19 protein-coding genes are annotated in these 25,823 nt (G+C 28.5%); 3 read left to right on the forward strand and 16 right to left on the reverse strand.

Annotated features, from left to right (window positions below):
- Window positions 1–34: 34 nt before the first annotated feature.
- From purD to rnpA, 16 genes are all read right to left on the reverse strand, one after another.
- On the reverse strand, window positions 35–1,309 hold the full coding sequence (gene purD / locus WHD07_RS09390) for a phosphoribosylamine--glycine ligase (RefSeq protein ID WP_343328181.1): 1,275 nt from the start codon (window positions 1,307–1,309) through the stop codon (window positions 35–37).
- A 117-nt stretch (window positions 1,310–1,426) separates the two neighbouring features.
- Complete coding sequence (locus WHD07_RS09395) at window positions 1,427–2,179, reverse strand: glycosyltransferase (protein WP_343328182.1); 753 nt, start codon at window positions 2,177–2,179, stop codon at window positions 1,427–1,429.
- Window positions 2,180–3,535, reverse strand: coding sequence for an exopolysaccharide biosynthesis polyprenyl glycosylphosphotransferase (locus tag WHD07_RS09400; RefSeq protein WP_343328183.1), 1,356 nt, complete (start codon window positions 3,533–3,535; stop codon window positions 2,180–2,182).
- Window positions 3,536–3,540: 5 nt separating this feature from the next.
- A complete protein-coding gene (locus tag WHD07_RS09405; protein ID WP_343328184.1) occupies window positions 3,541–4,656 on the reverse strand; it encodes a glycosyltransferase in 1,116 nt (371 codons plus the stop codon).
- A gap of 9 nt (window positions 4,657–4,665) precedes the next feature.
- Window positions 4,666–5,844 (reverse strand): O-antigen ligase family protein, encoded by a 1,179-nt coding sequence (locus WHD07_RS09410; protein ID WP_343328185.1) that lies wholly within the window; start codon window positions 5,842–5,844, stop codon window positions 4,666–4,668.
- On the reverse strand, window positions 5,837–6,526 hold the full coding sequence (locus tag WHD07_RS09415; protein ID WP_343328186.1) for a hypothetical protein: 690 nt from the start codon (window positions 6,524–6,526) through the stop codon (window positions 5,837–5,839). The genes WHD07_RS09410 and WHD07_RS09415 overlap by 8 nt, the downstream gene beginning before the upstream one ends.
- 490 nt (window positions 6,527–7,016) lie before the next feature.
- On the reverse strand, window positions 7,017–8,042 hold the full coding sequence (locus WHD07_RS09420) for a glycosyltransferase family A protein (protein ID WP_343328187.1): 1,026 nt from the start codon (window positions 8,040–8,042) through the stop codon (window positions 7,017–7,019).
- 3 nt (window positions 8,043–8,045) lie between these two features.
- Window positions 8,046–8,669, reverse strand: a complete 624-nt coding sequence (locus WHD07_RS09425; protein ID WP_343328188.1) for an acyltransferase — start codon at window positions 8,667–8,669, stop codon at window positions 8,046–8,048.
- A gap of 86 nt (window positions 8,670–8,755) precedes the next feature.
- On the reverse strand, window positions 8,756–10,045 hold the full coding sequence (locus tag WHD07_RS09430) for an oligosaccharide flippase family protein (protein WP_343328189.1): 1,290 nt from the start codon (window positions 10,043–10,045) through the stop codon (window positions 8,756–8,758).
- Between the two features lie 188 nt (window positions 10,046–10,233).
- Window positions 10,234–10,773, reverse strand: a complete 540-nt coding sequence (gene rfbC, locus WHD07_RS09435) for a dTDP-4-dehydrorhamnose 3,5-epimerase (protein WP_343328190.1) — start codon at window positions 10,771–10,773, stop codon at window positions 10,234–10,236.
- Entirely contained in the window at window positions 10,770–11,627 is an 858-nt protein-coding gene (rfbA, locus tag WHD07_RS09440) for a glucose-1-phosphate thymidylyltransferase RfbA (protein WP_343328191.1), read from the reverse strand. Before rfbA ends, rfbC begins: the two co-directional genes overlap by 4 nt.
- Window position 11,628: 1 nt before the next feature.
- Window positions 11,629–12,636, reverse strand: a complete 1,008-nt coding sequence (gene rfbB, locus WHD07_RS09445; protein ID WP_343328192.1) for a dTDP-glucose 4,6-dehydratase — start codon at window positions 12,634–12,636, stop codon at window positions 11,629–11,631.
- Between the two features lie 2 nt (window positions 12,637–12,638).
- Window positions 12,639–13,676, reverse strand: a complete 1,038-nt coding sequence (locus tag WHD07_RS09450) for a hypothetical protein (protein WP_343328193.1) — start codon at window positions 13,674–13,676, stop codon at window positions 12,639–12,641.
- 36 nt (window positions 13,677–13,712) lie between these two features.
- The gene (locus WHD07_RS09455) at window positions 13,713–15,392 is read right to left on the reverse strand and encodes a DUF6909 family protein (RefSeq protein ID WP_343328194.1); all 1,680 of its coding nucleotides are present in this window, start codon (window positions 15,390–15,392) and stop codon (window positions 13,713–13,715) included.
- Between the two features lie 27 nt (window positions 15,393–15,419).
- Window positions 15,420–17,051, reverse strand: coding sequence for a S41 family peptidase (locus WHD07_RS09460; protein WP_343328195.1), 1,632 nt, complete (start codon window positions 17,049–17,051; stop codon window positions 15,420–15,422).
- Window positions 17,038–17,430 carry a ribonuclease P protein component gene (gene rnpA / locus WHD07_RS09465; RefSeq protein WP_343328196.1) on the reverse strand — a complete coding sequence of 131 codons (393 nt, stop codon included), beginning with the start codon at window positions 17,428–17,430 and terminating at the stop codon, window positions 17,038–17,040. The genes WHD07_RS09460 and rnpA overlap by 14 nt, the downstream gene beginning before the upstream one ends.
- A gap of 174 nt (window positions 17,431–17,604) precedes the next feature.
- On the opposite strand from rnpA, the gene WHD07_RS09470 reads away from it, so the two are divergent.
- The 3 genes from WHD07_RS09470 (at window position 17,605) to WHD07_RS09480 (ending at window position 25,753) form a co-directional block, all read left to right on the forward strand.
- Window positions 17,605–18,783 (forward strand): acyl-CoA dehydrogenase family protein, encoded by a 1,179-nt coding sequence (locus tag WHD07_RS09470; protein WP_343328197.1) that lies wholly within the window; start codon window positions 17,605–17,607, stop codon window positions 18,781–18,783.
- A gap of 236 nt (window positions 18,784–19,019) precedes the next feature.
- Entirely contained in the window at window positions 19,020–22,469 is a 3,450-nt protein-coding gene (locus WHD07_RS09475; RefSeq protein WP_343328198.1) for a hypothetical protein, read from the forward strand.
- A gap of 542 nt (window positions 22,470–23,011) precedes the next feature.
- On the forward strand, window positions 23,012–25,753 hold the full coding sequence (locus WHD07_RS09480) for an outer membrane beta-barrel protein (protein ID WP_343328199.1): 2,742 nt from the start codon (window positions 23,012–23,014) through the stop codon (window positions 25,751–25,753).
- Window positions 25,754–25,823: the final 70 nt, after the last annotated feature.

Here is a 25,823-nt window from a genome sequence, read left to right on the forward strand (position 1 = left end):
GTTGAAAGCCTGTTAAAACGCCCAAATAAAACATCTACACTAAATCGAAACCAATATCTTTTCTATAGTTCATTTTATCGAAATGAATCTTATCTATACTTCTGTAACTTTTTTCTAAAGCCTCTTCTATAGTGTCTCCGAAAGAAGTTATAGCCATTACCCTACCTCCGCTTGTAACTACTTTATTGTCTTTAATGGTAGTTCCGGCATGAAAAACGAAAGATTCTTCTACAGTATCGAAACCTGTAATTTCTTTGTTTTTCTCGTACGCTTCTGGATAGCCTCCAGAAACCAACATTACCGTTGTTGCTGTTTGATTTGTTACAGAAAAAGATTTTTCATTTAAATTTTGATGTGCAACACCTTCGAATAAGTCAAATAAATCAGAATTTATTCTTGGTAATACAACTTCTGTTTCTGGATCTCCCATTCTTACATTGTACTCAACCACAGAAGGGTTTCCGTTATCATTCATTAATCCAATAAAGATAAAACCTCTATAATCGATTCCGTCTTTTTGTAAACCAGCAATGGTAGGTTTTACAACCAACTCTTCTACTTTATCTAAAAATGCTTTATCTGCAAACGGTACAGGAGAAATTGCGCCCATTCCACCAGTATTTAAACCTGCATCTCCTTCGCCAATTCTTTTATAATCTTTGGCAGAAGGTAAAATTTTATAACTTTTTCCGTCTGTTAACACAAAGACAGATAATTCTATTCCTTTTAAAAATTCTTCGATCACTACTGTTGTGGATGCATCTCCGAATTTCTGATTAGAAACCATTTCTTCTAATTCGGTTTTTGCTTCTTCTAAAGAATTTAAAATTAATACTCCTTTTCCTGCTGCTAAACCATCTGCTTTTAACACGTAAGGTGGTTCTAAAGTTTCTAAGAAAGCAAAACCATCGGTTAAGTTCTCTTTCGTGAAAGACTCGTAACGAGCTGTTGGAACGCCGTGTTTTTGCATAAATTGCTTAGAAAAATCTTTACTTCCTTCTAATAAAGCTCCGTCTTTTTTAGGTCCAATTACCGGAATATTTTTTAATTCTTCATCCGCTAAAAAGAAATCGTGTACACCAGCTACCAAAGGTACTTCTGGACCAACAACGACCATTTTAATATCGTTTTCTAAGGTAATTTTTTTAAGAGCTTCAAAATCGGTAACACTAATATTAACGTTAGTTGCTATTTTATCTGTACCAGCATTTCCTGGCGCTACAAAAAGTTTATTAATTTTTTTACTTTCTAATAATTTAATAGCAAAAGCATGTTCTCTACCTCCAGAACCTAAAATAAGTACATTCATTGTTTGTTGTGTTGTGTTGTGTTGTTGTTGCAAATATATTTTAAATTCTTTGGATTTCCACTTTCGTGGGAAAGACATTTTTAAGGAAACCTTAATTGATAGCAAAAGCGTATTGTATTAAAATCCCCATTTTGTAAAATACTTAATTACAGATGATGTGTGCCTAAAAAATAGTTTTAGACTTTTTGATGAGCCTTTTTGATGTTGATGTATAATTTTAACCTCGGGGAAATAAAGTATTTTTTTTCCTATTATATCAATTTTTCGACAAATATCAACATCTTCCATGTACAAGAAATAACGCTCATCAAAACCTTTTAAACCCATAAAATCACCTGTATTAAAGAGCATAAAACAACCATGAATAAAATCTGGATAAAATGACTTTTCTAAATTTAGATCTCGATACTCATTTTTATAAATTTCTTTTTTAGATAATTTAATTCTTCTATTTATTAAATTGAATAAAGTTGGAAATTTTCTACAAACGAATTGCATTTTATTGTTTGGGTATAAAACTTTTGGTGTTATAAAAGCAACCTCTTTTTCTTCTTCTAATTTACTAATTAGAATAGGAATAATTAGAGAATCAAACTCAATATCTGGATTTAAAACTAAATGAAATTGTGAATTAACTTTATCTAAAACTAAATTATGAGCACTACCAAAACCTATGTTTTTACCAACAAAAACATATTCAATTTCAGGAGAAATAAAGTGTTTCTGTAACGTATTTGAAGGTGAATTATCAATTAAAAAAAGTTTCTTATCTAAATTTATTTTTAAAAAAGAGTCAATCGTTTTTTTTAATGATGATAGATTTTCATTGTAAAGAACAATTGTGGCTGTAAGTGTAACATTTTCGGTCATCTAATACGCCTTTTCTTCTCCTTTAAAAACATTAAGAATGGTCTGTAAAATAATTTTGATATCTAAAAAAAATGACCAATTCTCGATATAAAAAATATCTAAACGTACTCTATTTTTAATATCTGTCCTTCTTTTTATTTCTCCTCTATACCCACTTACTTGAGCTAAACCTGTAATTCCTGGTTTTACAATATGTCTTTTTAAATAATCATCTACATCTTTTTGATACTCTAAAGACAAACTTTCTAAATGTGGTCTGGGCCCAACTACACTCATGTCACCAACTAATACATTAAAAAACTGAGGTAATTCATCCATACTTGTTTTGCGTAAAAATGCTCCCATTTTTGTTACTCTAGCATCATTTTTTGTAGCATGTACTTTATCTGATATATCATTTATTTGCATAGATCTAAATTTGTAACATATAAATTCTTCTCCATTTATACCTTCTCTTCCTTGTTTAAAAATTAAAGGTCCTTTGGATTCTAATTTAACTAAAAACCATAAAATAGGTAATAACCATGATAACAGAAAAATGATTACGAATAAAGAAAAAAACACATCAAATACTCTTTTAATGTAAAAGTTTTCTGCAAACTCAAAGGGTAGTTTATTTACATTTAAAACCATTAATGCATCGTCATAATATTCTACACTTTGATTTTTACTATACAATTCACTTGAGTTTGGTATCAGTTTTAAAACAATGTCCTTTTCAATTGCAAACTTGTTTATTTTTTTTATTTGATCTTCATTTAATGATGATAAAGAGCAGTAAATTTCATCCACCAAGTATTCTATAGCAAATTCAAAAACAGATTCTAATTTACCTAGATACTCACTATTTCTATAATTTTTATCAGAGAAAAAACCTAGATATTTATATCCTAAATTAGATTTACTTTTAAAAAGTTTAATAATATTTTTTGAAGAATCATCAAAACCAACAACAATAGTGGTTCTAAAATTATTACCTAAAGACCTATACTTATTTAGTACAAATAGCCATATTAACTTAACAAAAGCTATACTTATTATTATTGAGGATAATATTAGAAATTGATTGTCAATAATATCTCCTTCTCTAAAAACCCCAAAATAGGCAAAATAACCAAAGATAAATATTAAAAACTGTTTTCCTAAAAGTGTAATAACCCCTAAAAAACTCGTAAACCTACGAACCCTATAAAAACCTGAAAAATAAGATATTACAACCCAAAACAAAGTAATATATGACAAAAAAGATATGTTTAAATATGCTTTGTCATAAATAAAATAGACTATAATATTAATAATTAGAATATCTAACAAGAACTGTAACGGTCTTATTAAGTAAGAGTATCTTTTTTTCAAATTGTTTATGATTCTATAATTTTATTAACTTCAACGCTAAATTGATTTAAAAAATTGCTTTCCTCAAACTTTTTCGCATGATTTCGAATCCATTCCGTATTAAAATCATTTTCTATCATTTTAAAAAATAACAACGCAGCTTCTAGAGATTTTATATTTTGCTCTTTAAAAAATATTCCTGAAGATTCTTTAACATTTTTTTTATTTTCTACAACCGTCTCTAAAGCTCCTCCTTTTTTAAAAGCAACTACAGGTACGCCATAAGACATTACTTCTAATGGTATCATTCCAAAATCTTCTTCACCAGGAAAAATTAATGCTTTAGAATTCTCGATGTAAAACTCTATTTCTGACTCAGGTAAAAAACCTTTAAACTCTATGTTTTTTTTGGCTTTTTTTTCAAGTTTATTTTTTTCAGACCCATTTCCTATAATAATTAATTTCTCTCCACTTTTATTGAAACAATCTATTAATAAGTCTATTTTTTTATAAGGAGTAATTGCTCCGAAACTTAAAAAATAATCTTTTTTAAGTTTCGTTTTTAATGGTTTATTAAATAAAGCAGTTTCAATAGGAGGATAAACAACTTTAGCTTCTCTCTTATAATATTTTTCAACTCTTTTAGCTACATTAATTGAATTTGAAATGTATAAATCAACATTATCAATTGTACTTCTGTCCCATTTCTGTAATTTCAAAAAGAAAAAATTTGCTACAGGCCTAAGAATTGGTTTAATTGATTTTAAATATTCATCAGTAAAACCCCAACAATATCTCATTGGGCTATGGATATAACATACATGCTTTGCATTATTGTTTATTTTAATACCTTTTGCTGGTCCAGACTCAGATGAGATAATTAAATCATAGTCTTTTCTAAGTTTTAATGATCTTACAATTGTAGGATACAATGGAAATAACTTCTGATAATGCTTTCTGAAAAAGGATGTATTATACTTTGAGGTATATACCTTGTGTTTCTTTAAATGATTTCCATATTTTTCTTCATCATAAAAAAGTGTGTAAATATCTGCATCTGGATATAGTTTTAAAAGGGATTCAACAACTTTTTCCCCTCCTCTTCTTGTAATAAACCAATAATGTATAATAGCTACTTTCATTAATTTAATTTATTTTTTTTCACTTTTCAAAGACACCAATTTAAGAAATATACTAATTAAAAAAGAAAACAAAATAATCCCTCTGTAACGCTCCATTAAAGCTTCTGTTAAGCATTGTAAGACAAAAAAGAAAACAAATATATATCCTATATATAAATTATTTACAATAAAATACTTAGATAATAAAAAAAGAAGTGTTAAAAAGAATAAAAGCATAATACCTCCTCCTTTCAATAAATAATCTAAATATTGGTTATGAGGATTATTGTAATATACATTATCCCCTTCTTTCCTTTGTTTTTCAATTAATAATTCTTCACCTCTTCTAGCACCATATCCTAAAAAAAAGGCTTCTTGAGATAAATCAACAGACAAATTAAAAAGATTAACTCTAGGGTCATTTTTTATATTTTTAAATCTTTCCGTAAATTTATTTGAAAAAAAGACCGTGAATACTCCTATAAAAATAAAGAATATTATTAAACCATAATTTATCTTATTTCTTTTTTTTAAGCTATAGAAAACTACTCCTAAAAAATAAAGAATAAAAGAAATAATAGTCATTCTTGAAATTGATAAAAAAGAAAAAAGAAAAAAGAAAATCATCAAAATTATTATAAAATACCTTTCTCTTCTACTATCAATAACTTTTTCACTCAACAACCAATGACTAACAATGAAACCACAAAACATATATAATGACAAATAAATATGATGAAATCCTATTCTTTCTGAAATTGAATGCACTAAATAAAAAATATGATTATTTTTATAATGTTCTACTAATTTCCATTCATTGACATAATTATTAAAAGAAAACTCTGCTATTATTTCATAAAAAAGACAAGTAATCACGCCTAAACCAAGTAAATAAACAAACCACTTCAAAATAAAATAAATATCTCCTTGTTTAAATTCTCTAAATGAAAAAAATATAGGTAATAATAATAAAGATAAATCTCTATCCCATCCACCTACAGATGTTCTTAATTTTAATAAGAAAAAAGTGAAAAAGAATAATATTACTAATGGATTCTTAAATATTTTATAAGTGAAAGTAAATTTTATTTTATTAAAAAAACACAAAACCAATTGAGTAAGAAAAAACAATACTAAAAAGAGGTTACTTAACTTTTCTATAGGAAATGAAACAGCTAAGGGTAATAAAAATAAACTAGCTTTATTCATTTTCTTTTAATTTTTTTGTTAAAATTAAAGAATTAAAAAACCACAAAAACAAACTAACGGGTATTAAAACATAAGCCCCATCTACAAAAGCGGCAATTAAATATGTCAATATCCCTACTTTTAATTGTTTTTGATATTCATTTTGATATTGAGATAATTTATAAAATTGATTAACAAATAATGAAGAAAAAAAATGAACAACGAATAATACAAAACCAACAATACCCATTTGCTCTAAAATACTCTTATAAGTCATTTCAGTAATTCCTTTAAAATCTAAATCGTAAAAAAATAAATGTATTTTTTGAAAAAAGCTCCCATTTAATCGACCGTTTAGGGTAGGGTCTAAAAGATAACTCATATCTTTTCCTAAAACAAATACCATTACAGATACCAAAGTAATAACAACACCAGAACCTATAAGTGCCATTTTTACAAAATGTTTTCTATATGAAATAATTTCATAAATAATAAGTCCTGCCCATACTGTTCTAGACAAAGTAAGTATCATGGCTAATTTTAAAAATATTTTATGCCATTTGTGGTTTTTTGTAAATGGCAAGAGAAAGAACATACAAACTCCAAAAATATTTCCATTACTATAAGTTGAAATTAATTTAAATATGCCATCTCCTCTATTATTGTGCTTCGAATTGAGTAGACCATAATCTTTTATATTCACTGTCAAATAAGGGATCTCAAAAGCTACGCCTGTAATTATTTTATAAAAAAACAATAAAACACCAAATACCGATATAAATAATATTGTGCGTAATAATATCTTGTGAAAAAAATCAAAATCTTTAATAATTTTTTTTATCCATTCTTCAAAAAACAATAAAAATATCATTGGAAAAAAAACAAAACTTAGAATACAGGATATTAAAAAACCTCCTCCTAAAGAAAACTTCTTAACATAAAATAAATAGAAAATAAAACATATAGTAAAAGGCAATGATAGTAAGTAAGCCTGAAGCCTATAAGTCCCTATCTTAGTTAAAAGTAAACTTCTAAAAAGAGTAAAAAAAACAATAAAAAAAAGGATAATATAGCCCCAAGTAATAGGTATACCTACAACATCAAACCCTCCTTTAGGTAAAGCTATATTAAATATTACAGCCAATACTAAAACAATTCTAAAAAGTGAATATTTTGTTTTTATTATCAATTTATTATTGTGCTATTTTTCTAATTAATCGATAAAAAATTAAAGCATTTCTACCGAAGAAATAATTTATAGTAAATAAAAATTTTGGAACAATATGATTAAACAATTCTATTTTCTTTAATTCACTTTTCAATTCCTTTAATTCTCTTACTCCAACTCCAACATTCATTTCAAAAACATGAAAAGACTGTTTAACCATTAACTCTTTCTTCAAATCTTTATATATATCTACTTTATATTTTGTACCTATGTCTTGCGAGATTTCTAATACAGATTTCCACATTTTTGCTCTTCCTTTTGCTGAGTAAGCTCCTGGTACATGAATTTCAGATTCACTTGTGGCAGAACCAAATAAAGGTGGGTTACCTGTTCTACCACCAACAGTAGGTCTATTCAAATAGCCAATTCCATTTGTACAAAAAGCATTACATGCTAAATAAATTTGATAGTACAAAGAACCATCATATTTCTTTGTTGCTAATGGTAAAGCCCAATCTCTATTTATTACTAATCCTCCAACAAATCCACAAGATCTAAAAATCATTTTTGAAGAACTTTTTTTTGAATTACTATAAATATTTTCTTTGCTATCTATTGTCGAGAATCCTAATGGTTTATTAATATCATCACTAAACCTTATAAAAGGTCTTGAAACCATAGAAATATTTTTATTTCTGTCAGTAAACTCCTTTAAAATACTTAAACCATCTTTTAAAAACAAATCATCATTACCAATTAAAACAACCCATTTAAAAGAAGAGACTTCAATTAATTTTCTAACGTTAGCGTCGTAACCTAAATTTATTTCGTTTTCAATAAAAATAAGGTTACAGTTTTTTTCTTGAAATTTAGATTTCCATTGAGAGCCTATTGCTGACAATTCCTTTCGTTCTTTAGAACCATCTTCACAAATAACAATTTCATTTGGCAAAAAAGACATATCATAAATTGATATCAATAATTCTTCAAACTCCTTTACTCTACTATATGCTGGAATAGCAACACTAAACCCTTCTAAACTTACTTTCATTTTTTACACTTTTTTTATCAATTTGGCAGGCACACCTCCAATAATAGAATTAGCTGGAAAACTTTTAGTTACAACAGCATTGGCGCCAATAATTGAATTTTTTCCAATAGTAACATTAGGCATAATTGACACTCCTTCACCAATCCAAACATTTTTCTCAATAATAACGGGCCCTTTTGATACTAACTGCCTTTTGTTTGGAGCAACATCTAATATGTTAGAATTATCTGTATCTCCATGATAATGATCTGTAATAAATACTCTACTCCCTATAAGAACGTTATCTCCAAGAACAATTTTATTAATACAACCTATATGACAATCATAGTTTATACTAACGTTATTACCTATTAAAATAACAGGTTTAAACTTGCTTTGAAGATGCTTCTCATAAGCTTCAATTCGTAGCCTTTTAAAACAATAAAAATTATTACCAATCGTAATATTTCTAGCTCCTTCTATATATATTGGCGCTTCTATAAAAGTATTATTACCACATTTTTTAAACCTTCTCTTTACACTGTAACTGTAAATATTATTTATGAAAAACCTCCAATATTTAATTAAACTATAATTAAAGAATAGACTAACAAAATGCGCAAAAATTTCAACAATCTTTCTAATCATTCTAAAAAATTAATTAACTTATTATTTTAAAAACTACCTTCCCCTTTTTTTTCATAAAGAATAATATAATAGACAATTTAATATTTCTAACTATTCTTATTTCTTTCTAAAATATTTAGTCCATTTTTATATAATACATACATCGTAATTAACACTGCCAATAATTGTGTAAAAACCCAAATATATGCAGAAGATAAAACACCATAATCAGGTGTAAATAATAGATTTAAAGATAAACAAGTAAATCCTACAAAAAAACCAATATATGGTGATAACCTTTCTAATTTCATTGCATACAAACCTTGTATTGTTAAATAATTTGTTAGAGTTACTAGGATTGGAAGAAAAGAAAATATCCTTAAAATTCTAACAGAACTAACAAACTCTTTTCCTAAAACTATTTTCACTAAAAGAGGTGCAGCAACATATATAAATAACGTTAATAAGCAATTAAATATTAAAATAGGACGTAACATCTTTTTAAAAATAGTAATTCCTTTTTTTAGCCCCTCATCAAAAGCTCTATTCATTAAAGGATAAATTGATTGATTTAAAGGGAACCAAGTAATTATCATAATTGGCATAATTATTTTAAAAGCACCTCCATAATATCCTAATAATTCGTCGCTCACAAAAAAACCTAATAAAAAAAAATTGAGAGTTACGTATTGGTTTAAAATAATATTTAAGAAAATTGAAAAATTTTCTTTTACTATAGAAAATAACGAATTTAAGTTTGGTTTTATAACTACAGATAAATCATATTTATAAATTACATATATGAATAAAGATAACCCTATTACAATTTCTACAATTGTTAAAATTAATGCATAAAGAATAAAATCATCTTCATTATTGACAAATAACAATATTAAAATCAAAGCACTTAGTTTTGAAAAGAAAACAAAATAGGCTGCTATATTATTTTTTTCTATACCTGTAAGAAACCAAGTAGGCAGGTAGGTTAAACCAATAATCTTACAAAAAATGATTATCAATAAACCAATATTGGATATACTTTCTGCATAGAATATTATCAATAAAAAGATAAGAAAGCTAAAAAACATTAAGGTGGTTCTTACAAAAACTGTCTCCCAAAAAATTTTTCTTATCTCTAATTTATCATCAATATTTAATGATATTTTTCTTGTAGCTGTAAATTCAAAACCAAAATTAACTAAAATTATAAAATAAACTAATATCTCATTATAATAAGTAATTAACCCAAAATTATTTGCGTGAATAATTCTAACCACATATGGTATTAACAATAAAACAAATAAATAATTAAGCACTTGAATCAATGTAAGAGCTGAAAAATTCTTAATTATTTTTAAATTCTTTTTATTCTTAATAAAGTCTAATATTCTATTCAATTTTTCTTACTTTAAGCAACCTATTTTTCACTAAGTTTATTTCCAGTAAGTTACAAACCTACCCTCTTTATCTTTGTCTAATAATAAATATTCAGAATGTACCTTCTTCATCATATAATTAAAAAACACAACTAGAAACAACTTTTTTTTTAGATAAATTTCTAAAAATTTTCTATACTTTTTATTACTTAAAACTCTTTAAATATTTTTAACTTAGTATCCTTCTCAGACAATGTAATTTCACCTAAAGGCATACCCCAATCAATATTTAAATCTTTATCATTATAAATAACACCATCTTCAGCATCTGGATTATAATAGTTATCACATTTATAAGAAACAATCGTGTCATCTTCTAAAACAGAAAAACCATGTAAAAAACCTCTAGGAACAAAAAGTTGTTTATTGTTTTCTTCAGACAACTCTATTGAAAAATGTTTACCAAAAGTTTCGGAGTCTTTTCTTACATCTACAGCAACATCTAAAATCTTTCCTTTAACAACTCTTACTAATTTTGCTTGTGCAAATTCTCCTCTTTGTAAATGCAATCCTCTTACAACTCCATATTGTGAAGTAGATTGATTTCCTAAAACAAAATCTCCATCAAAACCTGTTTTTTCTTGAAATTCTTTTTTATTATATTCCAATAAAAAACAACCTCTGTTATCTTTAAAAAAAATTGGTTCTATGACAAAGCAATCTTTTAAACTTGTTTCTTTTACTATCATTTTATTTTTAATAAATTATGGCCATAACCACTTTTTAATAATGGTTTAGCCAATTGATGCATTTCTTCTTTGGTAATAAACCCAGATCTAAAAGCAGCTTCTTCTATAGAACCTATTTTTAAGCCTTGTCTTTCCTCTATTACTTGTACAAATTGCGATGCTTGCATTAAAGAATCAAAAGTCCCCGTATCTAACCAAGCGGTTCCCCTATCTAAAATTTCTACAGATAATTTCCCTTTTTTTAAATACACGTTATTCACTTCTGTTATTTCTAACTCGCCTCTTTTACTTGGTTTTATATTTTTAGCAATTTCCACAACGTCATTATCATAAAAATAAATACCAGGAACTGCATAATTAGATTTAGGTTTTTCTGGCTTTTCTTCTATTGAAATTGCCTTCTGATTGTCATCAAACTCAACCACACCATATCTTTCTGGATCATTTACATGATACGCATATACAATTCCTCCATCAGGGTTGTTGTTTGCTTTTAATAATTTAGGCAAACCAGACCCATAAAAAATATTATCTCCTAAAATTAAAGCTACTTTATCTTTACCTATAAACTTTTCTCCAATAATAAACGCTTCTGCCAAACCATTTGGCGCTTCTTGTACTGCGTACTGAAAATCACATCCATATTTTTTTCCATCACCTAATAAACGCTTAAACAATGGTAAATCTTGAGGTGTAGATATTATTAAAATTTCATGAATACCTGCTAACATTAAAACCGAAATTGGGTAATAAATCATCGGCTTATCATACACAGGCATTAACTGTTTACTTACTGCTAATGTTAAAGGATGTAATCTTGTACCTGAACCTCCTGCTAAAACAATTCCTTTCATATTACTGATACTTTTTTAAATACCATTCAATGGTTTTTTGTATACCCGTTTCAAAATTCTCATCTGCTTTCCAACCTAATTCACTTTCTATTTTTGATGCATCAATTGCATACCTAAAATCGTGACCCGGTCTATCTTTAACAAAACTGATTTGTTCCTTATAAGATTTAGTTTTAGGGATCATTGCATCCAAAATTCCACAAATTTTATCTACAATATATAAATTATCTCGTTCATTTTTTCCACCAATATTGTAGGTTTCACCTGTTTTACCAGTTTTATAAACCAACTCAATACCTTTACAGTGATCTAAAACATACAACCAATCTCTAATATTTTTTCCATCTCCATAAATGGGAATATTTTCTCCTGAGATTGCTTTTTTAATTATGGTAGGAATTAACTTTTCATCATGTTGCTTTGGGCCATAGTTATTAGAGCAGTTTGTGGTAACAACATTCATTCCGTAGGTATGGAAATAACTTCTAACCATAAAATCTGATGACGCTTTTGAGGCGCTATACGGGCTATTTGGTGCATAAGAGGTTGCTTCTGTAAACAAACCAGTTGCTCCTAAAGTTCCATATACCTCATCTGTAGAAATATGATGAAATCTAGCCGTTTCAAAACCATTTTTATAAACGTTTGGAGCCTCCATCCAGTAATTTTTAGCGACATCTAACAAATTAAATGTTCCAAAAACATTTGTTCTCACAAAGGTATCTGGGTTCTTAATAGAGTTATCTACATGAGATTCTGCTGCAAAATGAATGACTCCATTAAAATTGTATTGTTTAAATAGTTTTTCTACTAAAGCTCTATCGCAAATATCTCCTTGTACAAAAGTATATCTAGAATCTTTATTAACCTCAATTAAATTAGAAACGTTACCTGCATAAGTTAATACATCTAAATTTACAATTTGTACATCTTTATTATTTTCTAAAAAATAAGGTATAAAATTTGCCCCTATAAAGCCTGCTCCTCCTGTTACTAAAATTGCTTGCATTCTTATTTTTTATAATTATTTAAATAAACATTTAATTGTTTTATTAATAAAAATAAAATCATAATTAAAGCTCCCAAAACCCCTAATAAAAAAACATAATTTTTAGTTACACCTTTTATTTTATAGCCTATTGGTTGAAAGTCTGAAACAATATTTATTACTTCATATTTCTCGGACCTTTCTGCTACAACATTTTTTAATTCTGAATTAATTTGCCTATTTGTTTCAAACAACTCAAGTTCTTTAGTACTTCTTTTCTCTCCACCTAGATCTATATTAGTACCACTTGTTTGTTTTTTTGCTTCCTCAATCATCACCTGCATGTAAACTCTTCTTAAAGAATCTACTTGCCCTAAATTCTGGCGTAATAATGAATCTGTTCTATTTAAATTTTCATTGGTTAATGATTTTAACCTATCAAAATACTTATTACTAACAACAGAAGAAATAATTACATCCCCTAAACCTGCAAACACGTTATTTTTTGCTGCAACAACACGAATTTGATGAACTTTATAATCATATTCAGAAAAAGATATTTTAAAATCTTCATAATCATAACTCTTTACCGTTGTAGTATCTACAGATGTAATAAAATTATTATATGAATCTATAATATCATTCTCTGTTTTTATAGGTTCTATTGTAAACTTCTTTAAAGAAGCTGCTGTTTCTTTATCTAAATTAAACGTCTTTATTAAACTAGCAGTATCTTTTTGTTTTACTAAATCATTATAGTAATCTATATTACTATATAATTGTCTAGCACTCTTAAAATTAGGTTTCACTAATAAGTCCGAGCTAAATAAGTCTTCTTTTTTAGCTTCTAAAAAAGCTCCAATTCCTCCGCCAATTATAACTGCTATTCCAATTTTTAAAATATTTTGTTTAAAAAAGAGTAAAATTGAAATTAAAAGATGAAAAATACTTTTAAAAATACTTCCAATAAAATTGAAAAACTTAGAAAACCCTTTCCCAATAATTACAAATAAAGAACCTAAATCTACTTCTTCTTCGTTGTTGTTTTGACTTGTTGACATTATTTTAGTTTGGTTGTAAAATTTAATCTTGAACTATTAAAAAATTTGTTCTAATATTTTTTGAGTAATCGCATATGTTGGTGTAACTCCTGTCATACCTAAACCACCAGAAGCTAAAGTACCACCAGTTTCTAAAGGATTATCCGAAGCATAATACGCGTATCTTACTTTTACATTTTTGGCGATGTTTCCTCTAATTTTTGATGCAGATTGAATTGCTTTTTGATAATGTGCTCCTTCCATTTCTAAACCAATAACATTCCAGGTGGAGTCATGAAAAAATTCTAATAAATCTTTATTTTGTAATGAGGTTCCTAACACTGAAATCATAGAACCATCAAATACTTGCACTCCAAAACCTTCTAAATCTTCTTTAGATAACTCATTTTTAAAAGGATAATTGTCTGCAGTACCTTCAAAAATATGTGCCGTCGGAATCATAATATCTCCTTTACCTCCCTCTAAAATTCCTGCTTTACCCATTATAGAAACAGATTTTACGTCTAAATGATTTTTCTTTTTGGTATTTTTATACGGTTTTAAAAGTTCATCCATTGTCTCATAAGCCTGCTCTCCAAACGCATAATCCATTACAATTATTACAGGTTTTTTATTTATAGAATTTACTTTATCAAAAGAAGCATGCTCAAAATCAATTTTATCAGTATCTATAACTTGTACATTTATATTTGTACCAGAAGTATCTTTAATATAAATTAAACCGTTTTCTGAAGCATATTCTTTAACAGCCCTTTGTAATGGTTTACTGTCTGAATTACTTAACAATTGAAATAGCTCAAAACCTTCATGCTCTGCAGCTTCTTTTGGTAATGCTCCTTTAGCGTAAATAGAGTTTAATACACTGTGCATATTTGCGCTAATAATATGTATAGGTCTTTTTAAAAGCTTATTTTCTTTTAAAACTTTCTTTATGTTATTTGCCCAAACATCACCATAAATATGATGCCCAATTTCTTCAATTAAAACAGTACTAAAAGTAACTTTTCTTTTCTTGTTGTCTAAAACTTCATTAATTGCTAACTTACCTAACCAATAAATTAAATGAAAAAATCTGTCTTGATTTTGCGCTGTTTTAAACGTTTTATGAATTTCTAAAACCTCTTCAAAAGTTCTTCCTAAAATATTACTTAAGTGTGCAATAGCTACCTCTCTTTCTTGGGCAGTAATCTCTTTATTGTAAATAACAATATCTTCTAAATATTTCCATTCTCTAATAAAGTCTGTCCCTTCATTTATGGTTACTCTTTTTTGAATTTTATGAGACTCAATAAATAAGAAAGTTAAATGTGTAAGAATATCATAAATTTCAGAACGACCACGAGTAATCTCTATGTTCATTTGATCTTTATCTATTCTGTAACAGTTTCTTCTTCTTTTTGGTGGAATTATGCTTTCGAAATGAGAATCACTATATCCTTCATCTGCGGTTAAATTTATAAACTGGCATTCTTCAATTCCTTTTGGAAGTCTTTCTATAACATACACCAAACCATTTAATTCAATTCTTTCTTCAGCAATTGAACCATAAATTTCAGGTCTTAGAGAAAGTAAAGATTTACGTAACGTTTCTCCAGAAATTCCCATTGGTTTATAAAAACCTCTACTAAATAAATGACGCATAGAAATGTATAATTTTTCTATAGCGTTTGTAGACTCTTGCGCTCTGGTTCTATCTGTTTTATTTATTTTTGCCATTCTAAATTTTAGTTTTCAAAGATAAAATTATTTAACGGATAATAGTTCCTTATATTTATCTTGGTTATACAATAAGTTAACTGCTTCTTTTATAACAAAATCATTCTTTAGATTATGGTTATAAACACCTTCTTCATAATAATATCTTTTTAATATTTCTTCTTTAATAACGCTTTTTAAAATATCTTTATTTTTAGATATTTCATCAATCTTATCTTTAAATAACTTCTCTTTAATTTGGTTATATTCTTTAGAAATATCTTTTTCTTTTGACGCTATATAAGCTTCTTTAAATAGTTTTTCTTGCTTGGTAACAAACGTAGTATCCGATTTTAAATAATTTGTAAAACCATTAAAATCAGCTTCTTTAAAATCAAAATTAGTTTCACTTTCTATTTCTAGATTTTTATAATAATATTTTGTAGCAAAATTAAAAATAACTCTTGAGTCCAATAAACTTTTAGTTGCTTCTGTTTTTTTAGAGGTCTTAATAACCACATCTGGTAAAACACCACCTCCATCATAAACGGTTCTACCATTTGCTGTTTTAAACTCATTAATACCAGAAGCTGAAAACTTAGGCACATTACCATCTTTATCTCTATTGGTATAGTCTAATTCTTGAATACATCTACCACTTGGTGTATAATATTTAGAGATTGTTAATTTTAACTGTGTACCATACGTTAGTTTTCTATAACGTTGTACCAAACCTTTTCCAAAAGAACGTTGTCCCATAATTACAGCTCTATCATAATCTTGCAAAGAACCACTTACTATTTCAGAAGCTGAAGCAGAACGACCGTTTACCAAAACCACAATAGGAATCTCTAAATCTAAAGGTTCATTTGTGCTTTTATATGTGTTACTCCATTTTTTAATTTTTGCTTTTGTGGTAACAAGCGTTTTCCCTTTTGGTAAAAAAAAGTTGCAAATATTTAAAGATTCCGATAATGAACCTCCAGGATTTCCTCTTAAATCGAAAACTAGTTTTTTCATTCCGGTCTTTTTTAATGCTCTAAATGCTTTTTTTACTTCGGATGATGCTTTGTTATTAAAACGTGTTAGTACAATATATCCTGTTTCTTCATCTATCATTTTAAAAAACGGAACAGGGTTTAAAACCACTTTATCTCTAGTAATTTCTTTCTGAATAGTATTACCTTGCCTTTCTAATGTAACAGAAAACTTACTGTTTGGCGTTCCTTTTATCAACATAGAAAGCTGTTCTCTTTCCATATTTTTTACAGATTGCCCATCAACAGAAACAATAACATCTCCTGCTTTTAGTCCTGCTTTATCTGCAGCGTATCCTTTATAAACTTCATTAATTTGAATTCCATTTTTTAAGTAATATACGGTAACCCCAATACCTCCATACTCACCTTCTCTTCTAATTTTGGCATCTTCTACATCTTGCTCGTTATAAAAATTGGTATAAGGATCTAAATCTTTTAAGGTATTTTTTATTGCTTTGTTCGTTAATTCTGCCGGATTAATTTCATCTACATAATACATATTTAACTCCTTAAACAACGTATTGTAAATTTCTATTTGTTTTGCAACTTCAAAAAATTTAGATTTAAATGAAAACGACAAAAAAAGGGTTCCTACTAAAAGAACCAAAATCGTTTTTTTAGAAAAATTAAATTTTGTCATTATTTATGTTTTTGGTTTCTTCTATAAACCTAGTTAACAGTTTTTCCATTTTTAAGAACATTTCATCGTAGGTACATGCTTCTTTTCCAATATACGAAATCATAAAAATATACGGTTTTTCTAAATGATTATATACAATTTCTTTTTGCAAACGATAAGATTCTCGCATTAATCTCTTTAATCGATTTCTATCTACGGCAGACTTAAAATTACGTTTTGGAACAGAAACACCAACCTGAGCAGGAAAATTTGATGTATGCTCTGTTTGTAAAAAAATCATTCTAAGCGGAAATGCTTTTACAGAGTTTCTCTCCGTATACAACCTTTCTATAAGCTTTTTACTTTTTAAACGTTCTTCTTTTCCTAGGGTGTGCTTCATATTTACAAACTTAATAGAAATCATCTACTTTTAATAGATTTTGTATCTTTAACTTTAGTAATTTTTAATTTAAAATTAATTAAAATTTAACAACAATACATATATTTGTTTAAAATAACACAATTAAACAACCCCATAAAAAAACTAATAGTATAATTCTTAGATATCAAAAACATGAAACAAGATCTTTTTCAGGCTCCAGATTATTACAATTTAGATGACTTATTAACAGAAGAACACAAGTTAATTAGAGACGCTGCAAGAGATTGGGTAAAACGCGATGTTTCTCCTATTATCGAAGAATATGCTCAGAAAGCAGAGTTTCCTACACAAATTATTGGTGGTTTGGCAGAAATTGGTGCTTTTGGTCCTTATATACCAGAAGAATATGGTGGCGCAGGTTTAGATCAAATTTCTTACGGATTAATTATGCAAGAAATAGAACGTGGAGATTCTGGTGTTCGTTCTACTGCTTCTGTACAATCTTCATTGGTTATGTACCCTATTTTTAAATATGGCAATGAAGCACAGCGTAAAAAATATTTACCAAAATTAGCTTCTGGAGAATGGATGGGTTGCTTTGGATTAACAGAACCAAATCATGGCTCTAATCCTTCAGGCATGGAAACAAAGTTTAAAGATATGGGAGATCATTATCTTTTAAATGGGGCAAAAATGTGGATTTCTAACGCGCCTTTTGCACAAATAGCAGTTGTTTGGGCAAAAAATGAAGAAGGTAGAATTCATGGTTTAATAGTGGAACGCGGAATGGAAGGTTTTACAACACCTACAACGCATAATAAATGGTCTTTACGTGCTTCTGCAACTGGAGAACTTATTTTTGATAATGTAAAAGTACCCAAAGAAAACTTGCTACCAAATAAATCTGGATTGGGAGCACCATTAGGTTGTTTAGATTCGGCTCGTTTCGGAATTGCTTGGGGCGCAATTGGTGCTGCTATGGATTGCTATGACACTGCATTACGCTATTGTAAGGAGCGCGAACAATTTGGCAAACCTATTGGTCAGTTTCAATTACAACAAAAAAAATTAGCTGAAATGATTACTGAAATCACCAAGGCGCAATTATTAGCTTGGAGACTCGGTACTTTAAGAAACGAAGAAAAAGCAACCTCTGCTCAAATTTCTATGGCAAAACGAAATAATGTAGACATGGCAATTACAATTGCTAGAGAAGCAAGACAAATGTTAGGAGGAATGGGAATTACTGGCGAGTACTCTATTATGCGCCACATGATGAACCTAGAAAGTGTAATTACCTACGAAGGCACACATGATATTCATTTATTAATTACAGGTTTAGATGTAACGGGTTTAAGTGCTTTTAAATAAATAACTGTAAGGCTAGATACTCTTTGATATAAATTAGCATCAAAAAAATTGTAGAAATATTTTTTATCAACTTAATTAGAAACACTAAACTTAAACATAATAAATTCACTTTTTTATTAAAAACCTCAATTAAGCTTTCAAAATACGCTGTAAACATGATATTTAACAGCTTTTAAAATTAATTCATGTTTTATTTTTGCTATAGAACGATACCATAACAATAAGGACATCTCACTATGCAAGAAACTAGAAATGACATTATTCAGTTTATCAATTTACAATTAGCTTCATTAGGCCAACCAACTTTTAAAGACAAACCAGAAAATTCCACCCAATTTTTAAATCCTAAATTCGAAGAATTAACAAGCAGTCTTATCAAAAGTATTCAAGAGAAATCAAGATTATTATCCAATCATCTTTCTCCTGTAGATACAAGAATTCAAGATTTTATAGACGATTATTTTAAAGATGTTTCTATTGATAAATCAATTGCAATACCAAACGACACGTTAGTTTTATCAAAAAAAGGACAAGCAAGAGAGGTGAGTTTACCACCAGATGGAAATTCTTTTAAAAGTGATTTAGTTACTACAAGTAGAGTAAAACAAGGTATTTTAAACAATCCTTTAAATGATAAAAGAACCACAAAAGGTACTTTTCATATTGTAGAGGGAAGTTTACCGGTGCCTTTAGATAAATTTGAAGTACCCAAAGTAGTATTTGCACATTTTTTAAATGCAGCTTTTAATCCTTCGGATGATTTAAAAACATTGCCATTTACATCTAGTCAAGAAAAACAAGCCAAAGTAATGGTTTCTACACTACTTAGACCTATTGTTTGCCCAGAAGTAAAAGGTGTTATTTCAGAAAAATCTTTAGAAGTTAGATTCTTTGTTCCTGGAAACTTGGTAAGTAATCTAGATTTTGTAGAATCTATTTTTGGCAATGCAGGAGACCCTAATTTGGCGCAAAATGATGCTGCTTTAGATACAGAACACTGGACAGGTCATACAGGTTGTATCGTTTTAGCTCCGCAATTAAAAGAGTTAAAAAAGAAAGACGTTGGTTTACCTCATTTTGATGACGCTACAGAACGTCAAAGAAAAGACGGAATGTGTTGGAAAAATGAAAACGAACTTTATAATGATGGTGGTGCTTTTAAAATTACCTGTAGAGATGATAGAGGGGTTGTTATTACTTTAATTGCTGATAATTACTACGGATATTCTAAAAAAGAAATTAAAACTCAAATTAGTTATTCTGCCAACTTATTTGGTTTGGTAGAAGAAGAACATGCGGGTGGTGCAATTGCATTTGCAAGAAGAGTAATGGGCGATACTGTAGACGGTAAAGATTACGCTGCTTTCTATAATTTTAAACATACTTTCGAAGGCGTAAAAGAACTTTTAGGAGATACCATAGAGGTAAAACCAGAAAATTATGCAGTAGACAAAAAATATCCTAATATTGTTTACATTCCAGAATTTGCATACGTAAACACCAATACAAATAGTATTACTTGGATGCATAATAGTAAAGAGCAAAAACTAACCTTGTCTCCTTATAAAACATACGTGCATCCTACCGGAAGTAAATTAAAATTAGAAAAACATAAATCAATCGATTTATGGAGAATTATAGAAACTTTTGCAGAAGGTGTTTTTTGCCACAAACCTTGTACGGTTTCTGGAGGTGGTAAATCTGAGATTTCTAAACCCATGCAAAATGCTATTACATATAGTACTTTTAACATCCATAGCATAGAAGAAGACTTTAAAAAGGCAGATGAGATTATACAATATGTTTATTCAAATCGTTGGAAAGTTAAAGACCCAAACAGACCTATATCTAGATCTTTTTTAAGTGAAAAAAGAACCTTAAGTTCTGCCGTTAAATTATTAATCCCTTCTAAAGAAAATTCAGACGAGTTTAATGAAATGCTAAACAACATTCCGGTTCATATTCGTTCTTTAGTCCTTTTTGTAAAAAGGCTACACAGACAAGCTCACGGAAGTTTAAACTGGAAAGAATATATGTCTGTTGAAATTATCAACGGAAAAAAAGGCACAAGTCTTTTATACAATAACACTCCTGTTGTGGGTAGTTATGTTCGTATTGGTTTTAATGAACAAGGAAACTGGATGTTAAACAAACTTCGTTCAGATTTTTCTCCGTCAGAAAAAGTGCAAACCGAAGATGATATTACAGCTTCTATTACCATACCTAGAAATCTATTAAACAACCTAAATCCTGAGTTTACAAATAAAAGTTTAAAATTATTAACCAATTGCGAAGCGCATCTTTTTCAAAGACCAGATGAAGCTGTTGTAAGAGGTTATGATAAAGCGGCAGAATTAGATTTGGTAACAAACGGACGCTTTTTAACCAACTACGAGCTACTAAAAAAAGAAGATGCCATTGCTTTATATGAAGATACTATCAACTTTGACAAATACACACAACCTGTTAAAGATTTTATAGAAAGTATTGTAAAGAGTGATCAAAAAGAAGAATTTTTTGTGGTTCCTTCTCATACCAGAATTGTAAACGGAGAACCTACAAAAAACCCTCGTTACCTTGAACCTAATAAAAATGTGGTAGAAACAGAGGCTACTTATTTAGCAGATCTTGGTGTACGTTTGGTTAGAAAAATTAAAAGTAAAGATCCTGTACACCATGTTGTAAATGCAGTTTTACCAGGTAGAAGAAACAACCCTGTTGATAAAGTTGCAGGAATAAGACCTTTGGCTGTTTACAATCCTATTCATTACCAAGAAGCACCAGAATTATTTATGGACTTTATTTGTAGTTTAACAGGTAAATCTCCATCTACTACAGGTGCTGGATCTGAAGGAGCTTTAACTAAAGCACCGTTTAATATGCTTACACCAACAACCGATTTAAACAATGCATTGTTGTCTCATATTTTAACAGAATCTAACGGATTTAGTACTGCGGCAGGTTATGTAGGTGCAGAAAACAAAATAGACCATGATGTAAGTTTATTAATTCCTGAAATTTGGGCAAGATTAGAACCAAAAGACAGAGATCCTAAAGAATTAATTAAAAATGGTTCTTTAGAAAAAATTGAGGATTTTGAATACGAAGGAGAAACTATTTTAGCTAGTAGATTAGGATACAGAATTACAAAAACATTCTCTTACAGATGTATGCATCGAATTTTTGATGAACCAACAGCTGTTTTTAGTGAAAGAATGCTTAAACCAGAATTACAAGGTTTAGATGATTATGTAGACGGAATTAAAAACATTGTAGAAGCACAACAAAAAGTTGCTTTAAATTATTTTGAAGATGGTAGTATCGCTGCTGCAATTCCTCCTTTAAAAGTTCTATTACACATTATGGCGTATGGTAATTATCAAGGAAAACAGATTAGCGATCCTGAATTACGTAATTTATTTAGCAGAGAGTATGTTATAAATAGCGACTGGTACAAAGAGCGTTTAAAATTAAAGCAACAAAAAGATATTGCATTCTACGGTAATCAAATTAAATATTCCGAAGACTTTATTGCAAACCCTTTTAATGCATCTATAGTTTCTGAAATGGACATCAATAGTCGTTTAGAAAAATTAAAAATTGAATATAAAAATGTTAGTTCTAACGAATATTTAGAAAGCTTAATCGGTACAATTGGTGCAGACCCGTTATATAAAAAAGGGTAAATTAAGCTAAGAAGCTTTTAGCAAAATATTAGGGCATCGCTTACAGTTGATGCCCTTTTTTTTATACTTATTGCAACAGCTACTTTTTGGTTTTATGCAATTAGAAGAACAAACACTATCACAAACGGATGTATTTAACATAGAAACTATAGGCTTACTTTCAGTATAAAAAACAATCATTACAAATAATTATGCTGCAAATATAAGTTTTTATTTAGAACAAATAAAAATAAGACTTTAAAAAACACACTACTTTAATTTTTAAATCCAAACTACACTCTTTATACTTTTTAATTCACAACATCTTTACATCTTAAAATAAAGCACTGTTTCTTTAAAAAACCTCAACTATTTTAATAACACACCTATTTTGCTTTGCAAAATAGGTGTGTTATTTTTTAACAAAAAATAATGATAAAGACCGATAAACTCCCAAAGTTGTGTTAAAAAATAGATTATCTAATTATTTGATTAAACCTTTGCTTCAAAATTTAGTTACACTTATTCAAACCTTACTCAAATAACCAATCAACCAACCAAAAATGAAGAAACTTCTTTTATTAACTTGCTTACTTTTAAGTTGTCTAACGTATTCGCAAACAAAATCATTTGAATTAAAAGGAAACATAAAATCAGGTGAAGATAATGAGTTCTTAGAATCAGCAACTGTACATACAGAAAGATTAAAAGACAGTAGTATTATTGCGTATACCATTACAAATTCTAAAGGATATTTTAATGTAGGTGGTAAAACTGCAGATAGTAAAGTAAAATTAGTGGTTTCTTATCTTGGTTACAAACCTTACAGTAAAATAGTTACAGTAAAAAACCAAAGCATTGGTACTATAATTTTAGAACCTGCAAACGTGTTAGATGCAGTTGTTATTAGATCTAGTGCTCCTATCACAATTAAAAAAGATACCGTAGAGTTTAATGTAAAATCTTTTAAAACCAAGAAAGATGCAAATGTAGAAGATCTACTAAAAAAACTTCCTGGTGTAGAGGTCGATGATGAAGGAAATATTACTATAAACGGAAAATCTGTTAATAAAATATTGGTAAACGGAAAACCCTTTTTTGGTAACGACCCAACAATTACAACAAGAAATTTAACCAAAGATATTATTGAGAAAATTCAAATTTCGGATACAAAGACAAAAGCACAAGCATTTGCTGGCGAAGATTCTGATGGAGAAAACAAAACCATTAACTTAACTATTAAAAAAGAAAACAATAAAGGGTATTTTGGTAAAGTTGCTGCAGGAAAAGGTACCGATGGTAGATATGAATACGCAGGTATGGCAACTCGTTTTAAACAAAGCGAAAGAATTGGTCTTTTAGCAGGTGGTAATAATGTAAACTCGCCTGGTTTTAGTTTTGGAAACCAAAGATTGCAATTTGGTGGTAATAATAGAAGTTTTGGTGGTGGACAAGGTATTGTTACTTCTAACAATTATGGAGTAAATTATATCAATGCTTTTGGAAATATATTTGAACTTTCTAGTGATTACTTCTATAAAAACAGTGATTCGGATAACAAAACAACAAGCGATAGAGAAACTTTTTTATCTGACGGTACAAGTTTTATCAGAAAATCGAATAACACTTCTTTTAACGAAAGTGATAGCCATGATGCAAGTGTAGATTTTGAAATTGAAATTGACAGTACGTTTAGAATTGATATTGAAACAGACTTTAATGCAGACATCAATAAAAACACTTACATGAGTAATTCAGAAAGTTTTAATGATACTAATACTCTTACCAACGATTCTAACTCTAATTCTGTTGCAGATTCTAATATTAAAAAAATTGATAACGAAATAAATCTAACCAAATTATTTGGTGATAACGGCGCCTTTTTAAAAGTAGAACTAACAGTAAATGTTAAAAAAACGGAAACAGAAGACTTGGTAAAATCAGAAACGAATGTTTATGGTACCAATCCAGATCAAATAATTAGAGATCAATTTTCTGACGGAATTACAGACATTGTAGAAACTGGTAGTGAGGTTGTGTATCGTTTTCCATTAGTATCTAAACTTTTATTTTTTGATGTTGCTTACGAATATTCAAACACAAAAACGAAACGAAAAAGAAGTACTTTTAACTTTGATCAAAATACAAGTGATTATACGGAGTTTAGTAATTTATTAAGTACCGATTTCGAGTATTTAGACAATGTAAAAAAACCGAGTGCAAAACTAGAATTCAGAAATGATAAATGGTCTACATCTGCAAAAGTATCTTATGTAAATAGAACCTTAGAAAACAAAGATTTTTTAAGGCCAGAAACCAACTTAACGAGAGATTTTAATAATTTAGAATACGGAGTAAATCTTAGATATAGAAAAGATAGAACAAGTAGTTATAGATTAAGATATAACTTTAGAAATGGTACACCTTCATTATCTCAATTACAACCTTTTAGAGACGAATCTAACCCATTGAATATTGTAACTGGTAATCCAGAATTAGCTCCAACAAAAACGCACAGTTTGCGTTTTGGAGTATCCAATTTTAATTGGAAAGAAAGAACTGGTTTCTGGGCTTTTGGTAACCTTTCTTTAACAAATGATAGAGTGGTTGCAAATACCATAATAGACACAAATACGCTTATTAGAGAAACTTCTTATGCAAACGTAGATGGTTTTTATAGCTTACAAGCAGGCGGAAGTTATAGTGTTACCAAAAAATGGGAAGATTTTGGTAGTTTAAAAACCGAATTTAGAGTTTTTGCTAACCATAATAAGAATGTAAACTTTAACAATGGAGTACAATACTCTAGTAAAGCAACCTCGATTTCTCCAAGACTTGGTTTTGATTTTATGTGGGATGATATCTTACAAATTAGACCTTCATATACTATATCCGTGAACAAAAACACTTATGATATAGAACAGTTTAGTGATAAAAACTTTACAAGTCACGATGTGTTAATAAGCACAGCAACATTTTTACCTAAAAAATTAGAATGGAGAAATGATGTAAAATTTAATTACAACCCTAATATAGCAGATGGTTTTCAAAAGAGTGCTTGGTTCTGGAATACAACTTTAAGATACTCAATATTAAAAGACCAAGGAGCATTGGGTATAAAGGTGTATGACATCTTAAATCAAAATACAAATGCAAGAAGAGTTGCAACAGAAGATTATATACAAGATTCTTCTAGTACAGTACTAAAACAATATGCAATGTTAACTTTTACTTGGAAATTTAATAGTTTGGGAAGTTCGGGCAAAAAATTTGAACCAAGTCAAAGACATAGATACAGAGGATAAAATTTAAAAATAGAAAGGCTATAAATTATGTTTATAGCCTTTTTTTATGTTTTAAATTAAAAGATAAAAC

The organism is Polaribacter staleyi (genome assembly GCF_038024045.1).
Taxonomy (GTDB): Bacteria; Bacteroidota; Bacteroidia; order Flavobacteriales; family Flavobacteriaceae; genus Polaribacter; species Polaribacter butkevichii.

What these genes read in the sequence shown, in the direction of transcription:
- purD (WP_343328181.1), bottom strand. Translation starts at nt 1,309, where the DNA reads ATGAATGTACTTATTTTAGGTTCTGGAGGTAGAGAACATGCTTTTGCT.
- WHD07_RS09395 (WP_343328182.1), bottom strand. Translation starts at nt 2,179, where the DNA reads ATGACCGAAAATGTTACACTTACAGCCACAATTGTTCTTTACAATGAA.
- WHD07_RS09405 (WP_343328184.1), bottom strand. Translation starts at nt 4,656, where the DNA reads ATGAAAGTAGCTATTATACATTATTGGTTTATTACAAGAAGAGGAGGG.
- WHD07_RS09410 (WP_343328185.1), bottom strand. Translation starts at nt 5,844, where the DNA reads ATGAATAAAGCTAGTTTATTTTTATTACCCTTAGCTGTTTCATTTCCT.
- WHD07_RS09420 (WP_343328187.1), bottom strand. Translation starts at nt 8,042, where the DNA reads ATGAAAGTAAGTTTAGAAGGGTTTAGTGTTGCTATTCCAGCATATAGT.
- WHD07_RS09425 (WP_343328188.1), bottom strand. Translation starts at nt 8,669, where the DNA reads ATGATTAGAAAGATTGTTGAAATTTTTGCGCATTTTGTTAGTCTATTC.
- rfbC (WP_343328190.1), bottom strand. Translation starts at nt 10,773, where the DNA reads ATGATAGTAAAAGAAACAAGTTTAAAAGATTGCTTTGTCATAGAACCA.
- rfbA (WP_343328191.1), bottom strand. Translation starts at nt 11,627, where the DNA reads ATGAAAGGAATTGTTTTAGCAGGAGGTTCAGGTACAAGATTACATCCT.
- rfbB (WP_343328192.1), bottom strand. Translation starts at nt 12,636, where the DNA reads ATGCAAGCAATTTTAGTAACAGGAGGAGCAGGCTTTATAGGGGCAAAT.
- WHD07_RS09450 (WP_343328193.1), bottom strand. Translation starts at nt 13,676, where the DNA reads ATGTCAACAAGTCAAAACAACAACGAAGAAGAAGTAGATTTAGGTTCT.
- WHD07_RS09455 (WP_343328194.1), bottom strand. Translation starts at nt 15,392, where the DNA reads ATGGCAAAAATAAATAAAACAGATAGAACCAGAGCGCAAGAGTCTACA.
- WHD07_RS09460 (WP_343328195.1), bottom strand. Translation starts at nt 17,051, where the DNA reads ATGACAAAATTTAATTTTTCTAAAAAAACGATTTTGGTTCTTTTAGTA.
- rnpA (WP_343328196.1), bottom strand. Translation starts at nt 17,430, where the DNA reads ATGAAGCACACCCTAGGAAAAGAAGAACGTTTAAAAAGTAAAAAGCTT.
- WHD07_RS09470 (WP_343328197.1), top strand. Translation starts at nt 17,605, where the DNA reads ATGAAACAAGATCTTTTTCAGGCTCCAGATTATTACAATTTAGATGAC.
- WHD07_RS09475 (WP_343328198.1), top strand. Translation starts at nt 19,020, where the DNA reads ATGCAAGAAACTAGAAATGACATTATTCAGTTTATCAATTTACAATTA.
- WHD07_RS09480 (WP_343328199.1), top strand. Translation starts at nt 23,012, where the DNA reads ATGAAGAAACTTCTTTTATTAACTTGCTTACTTTTAAGTTGTCTAACG.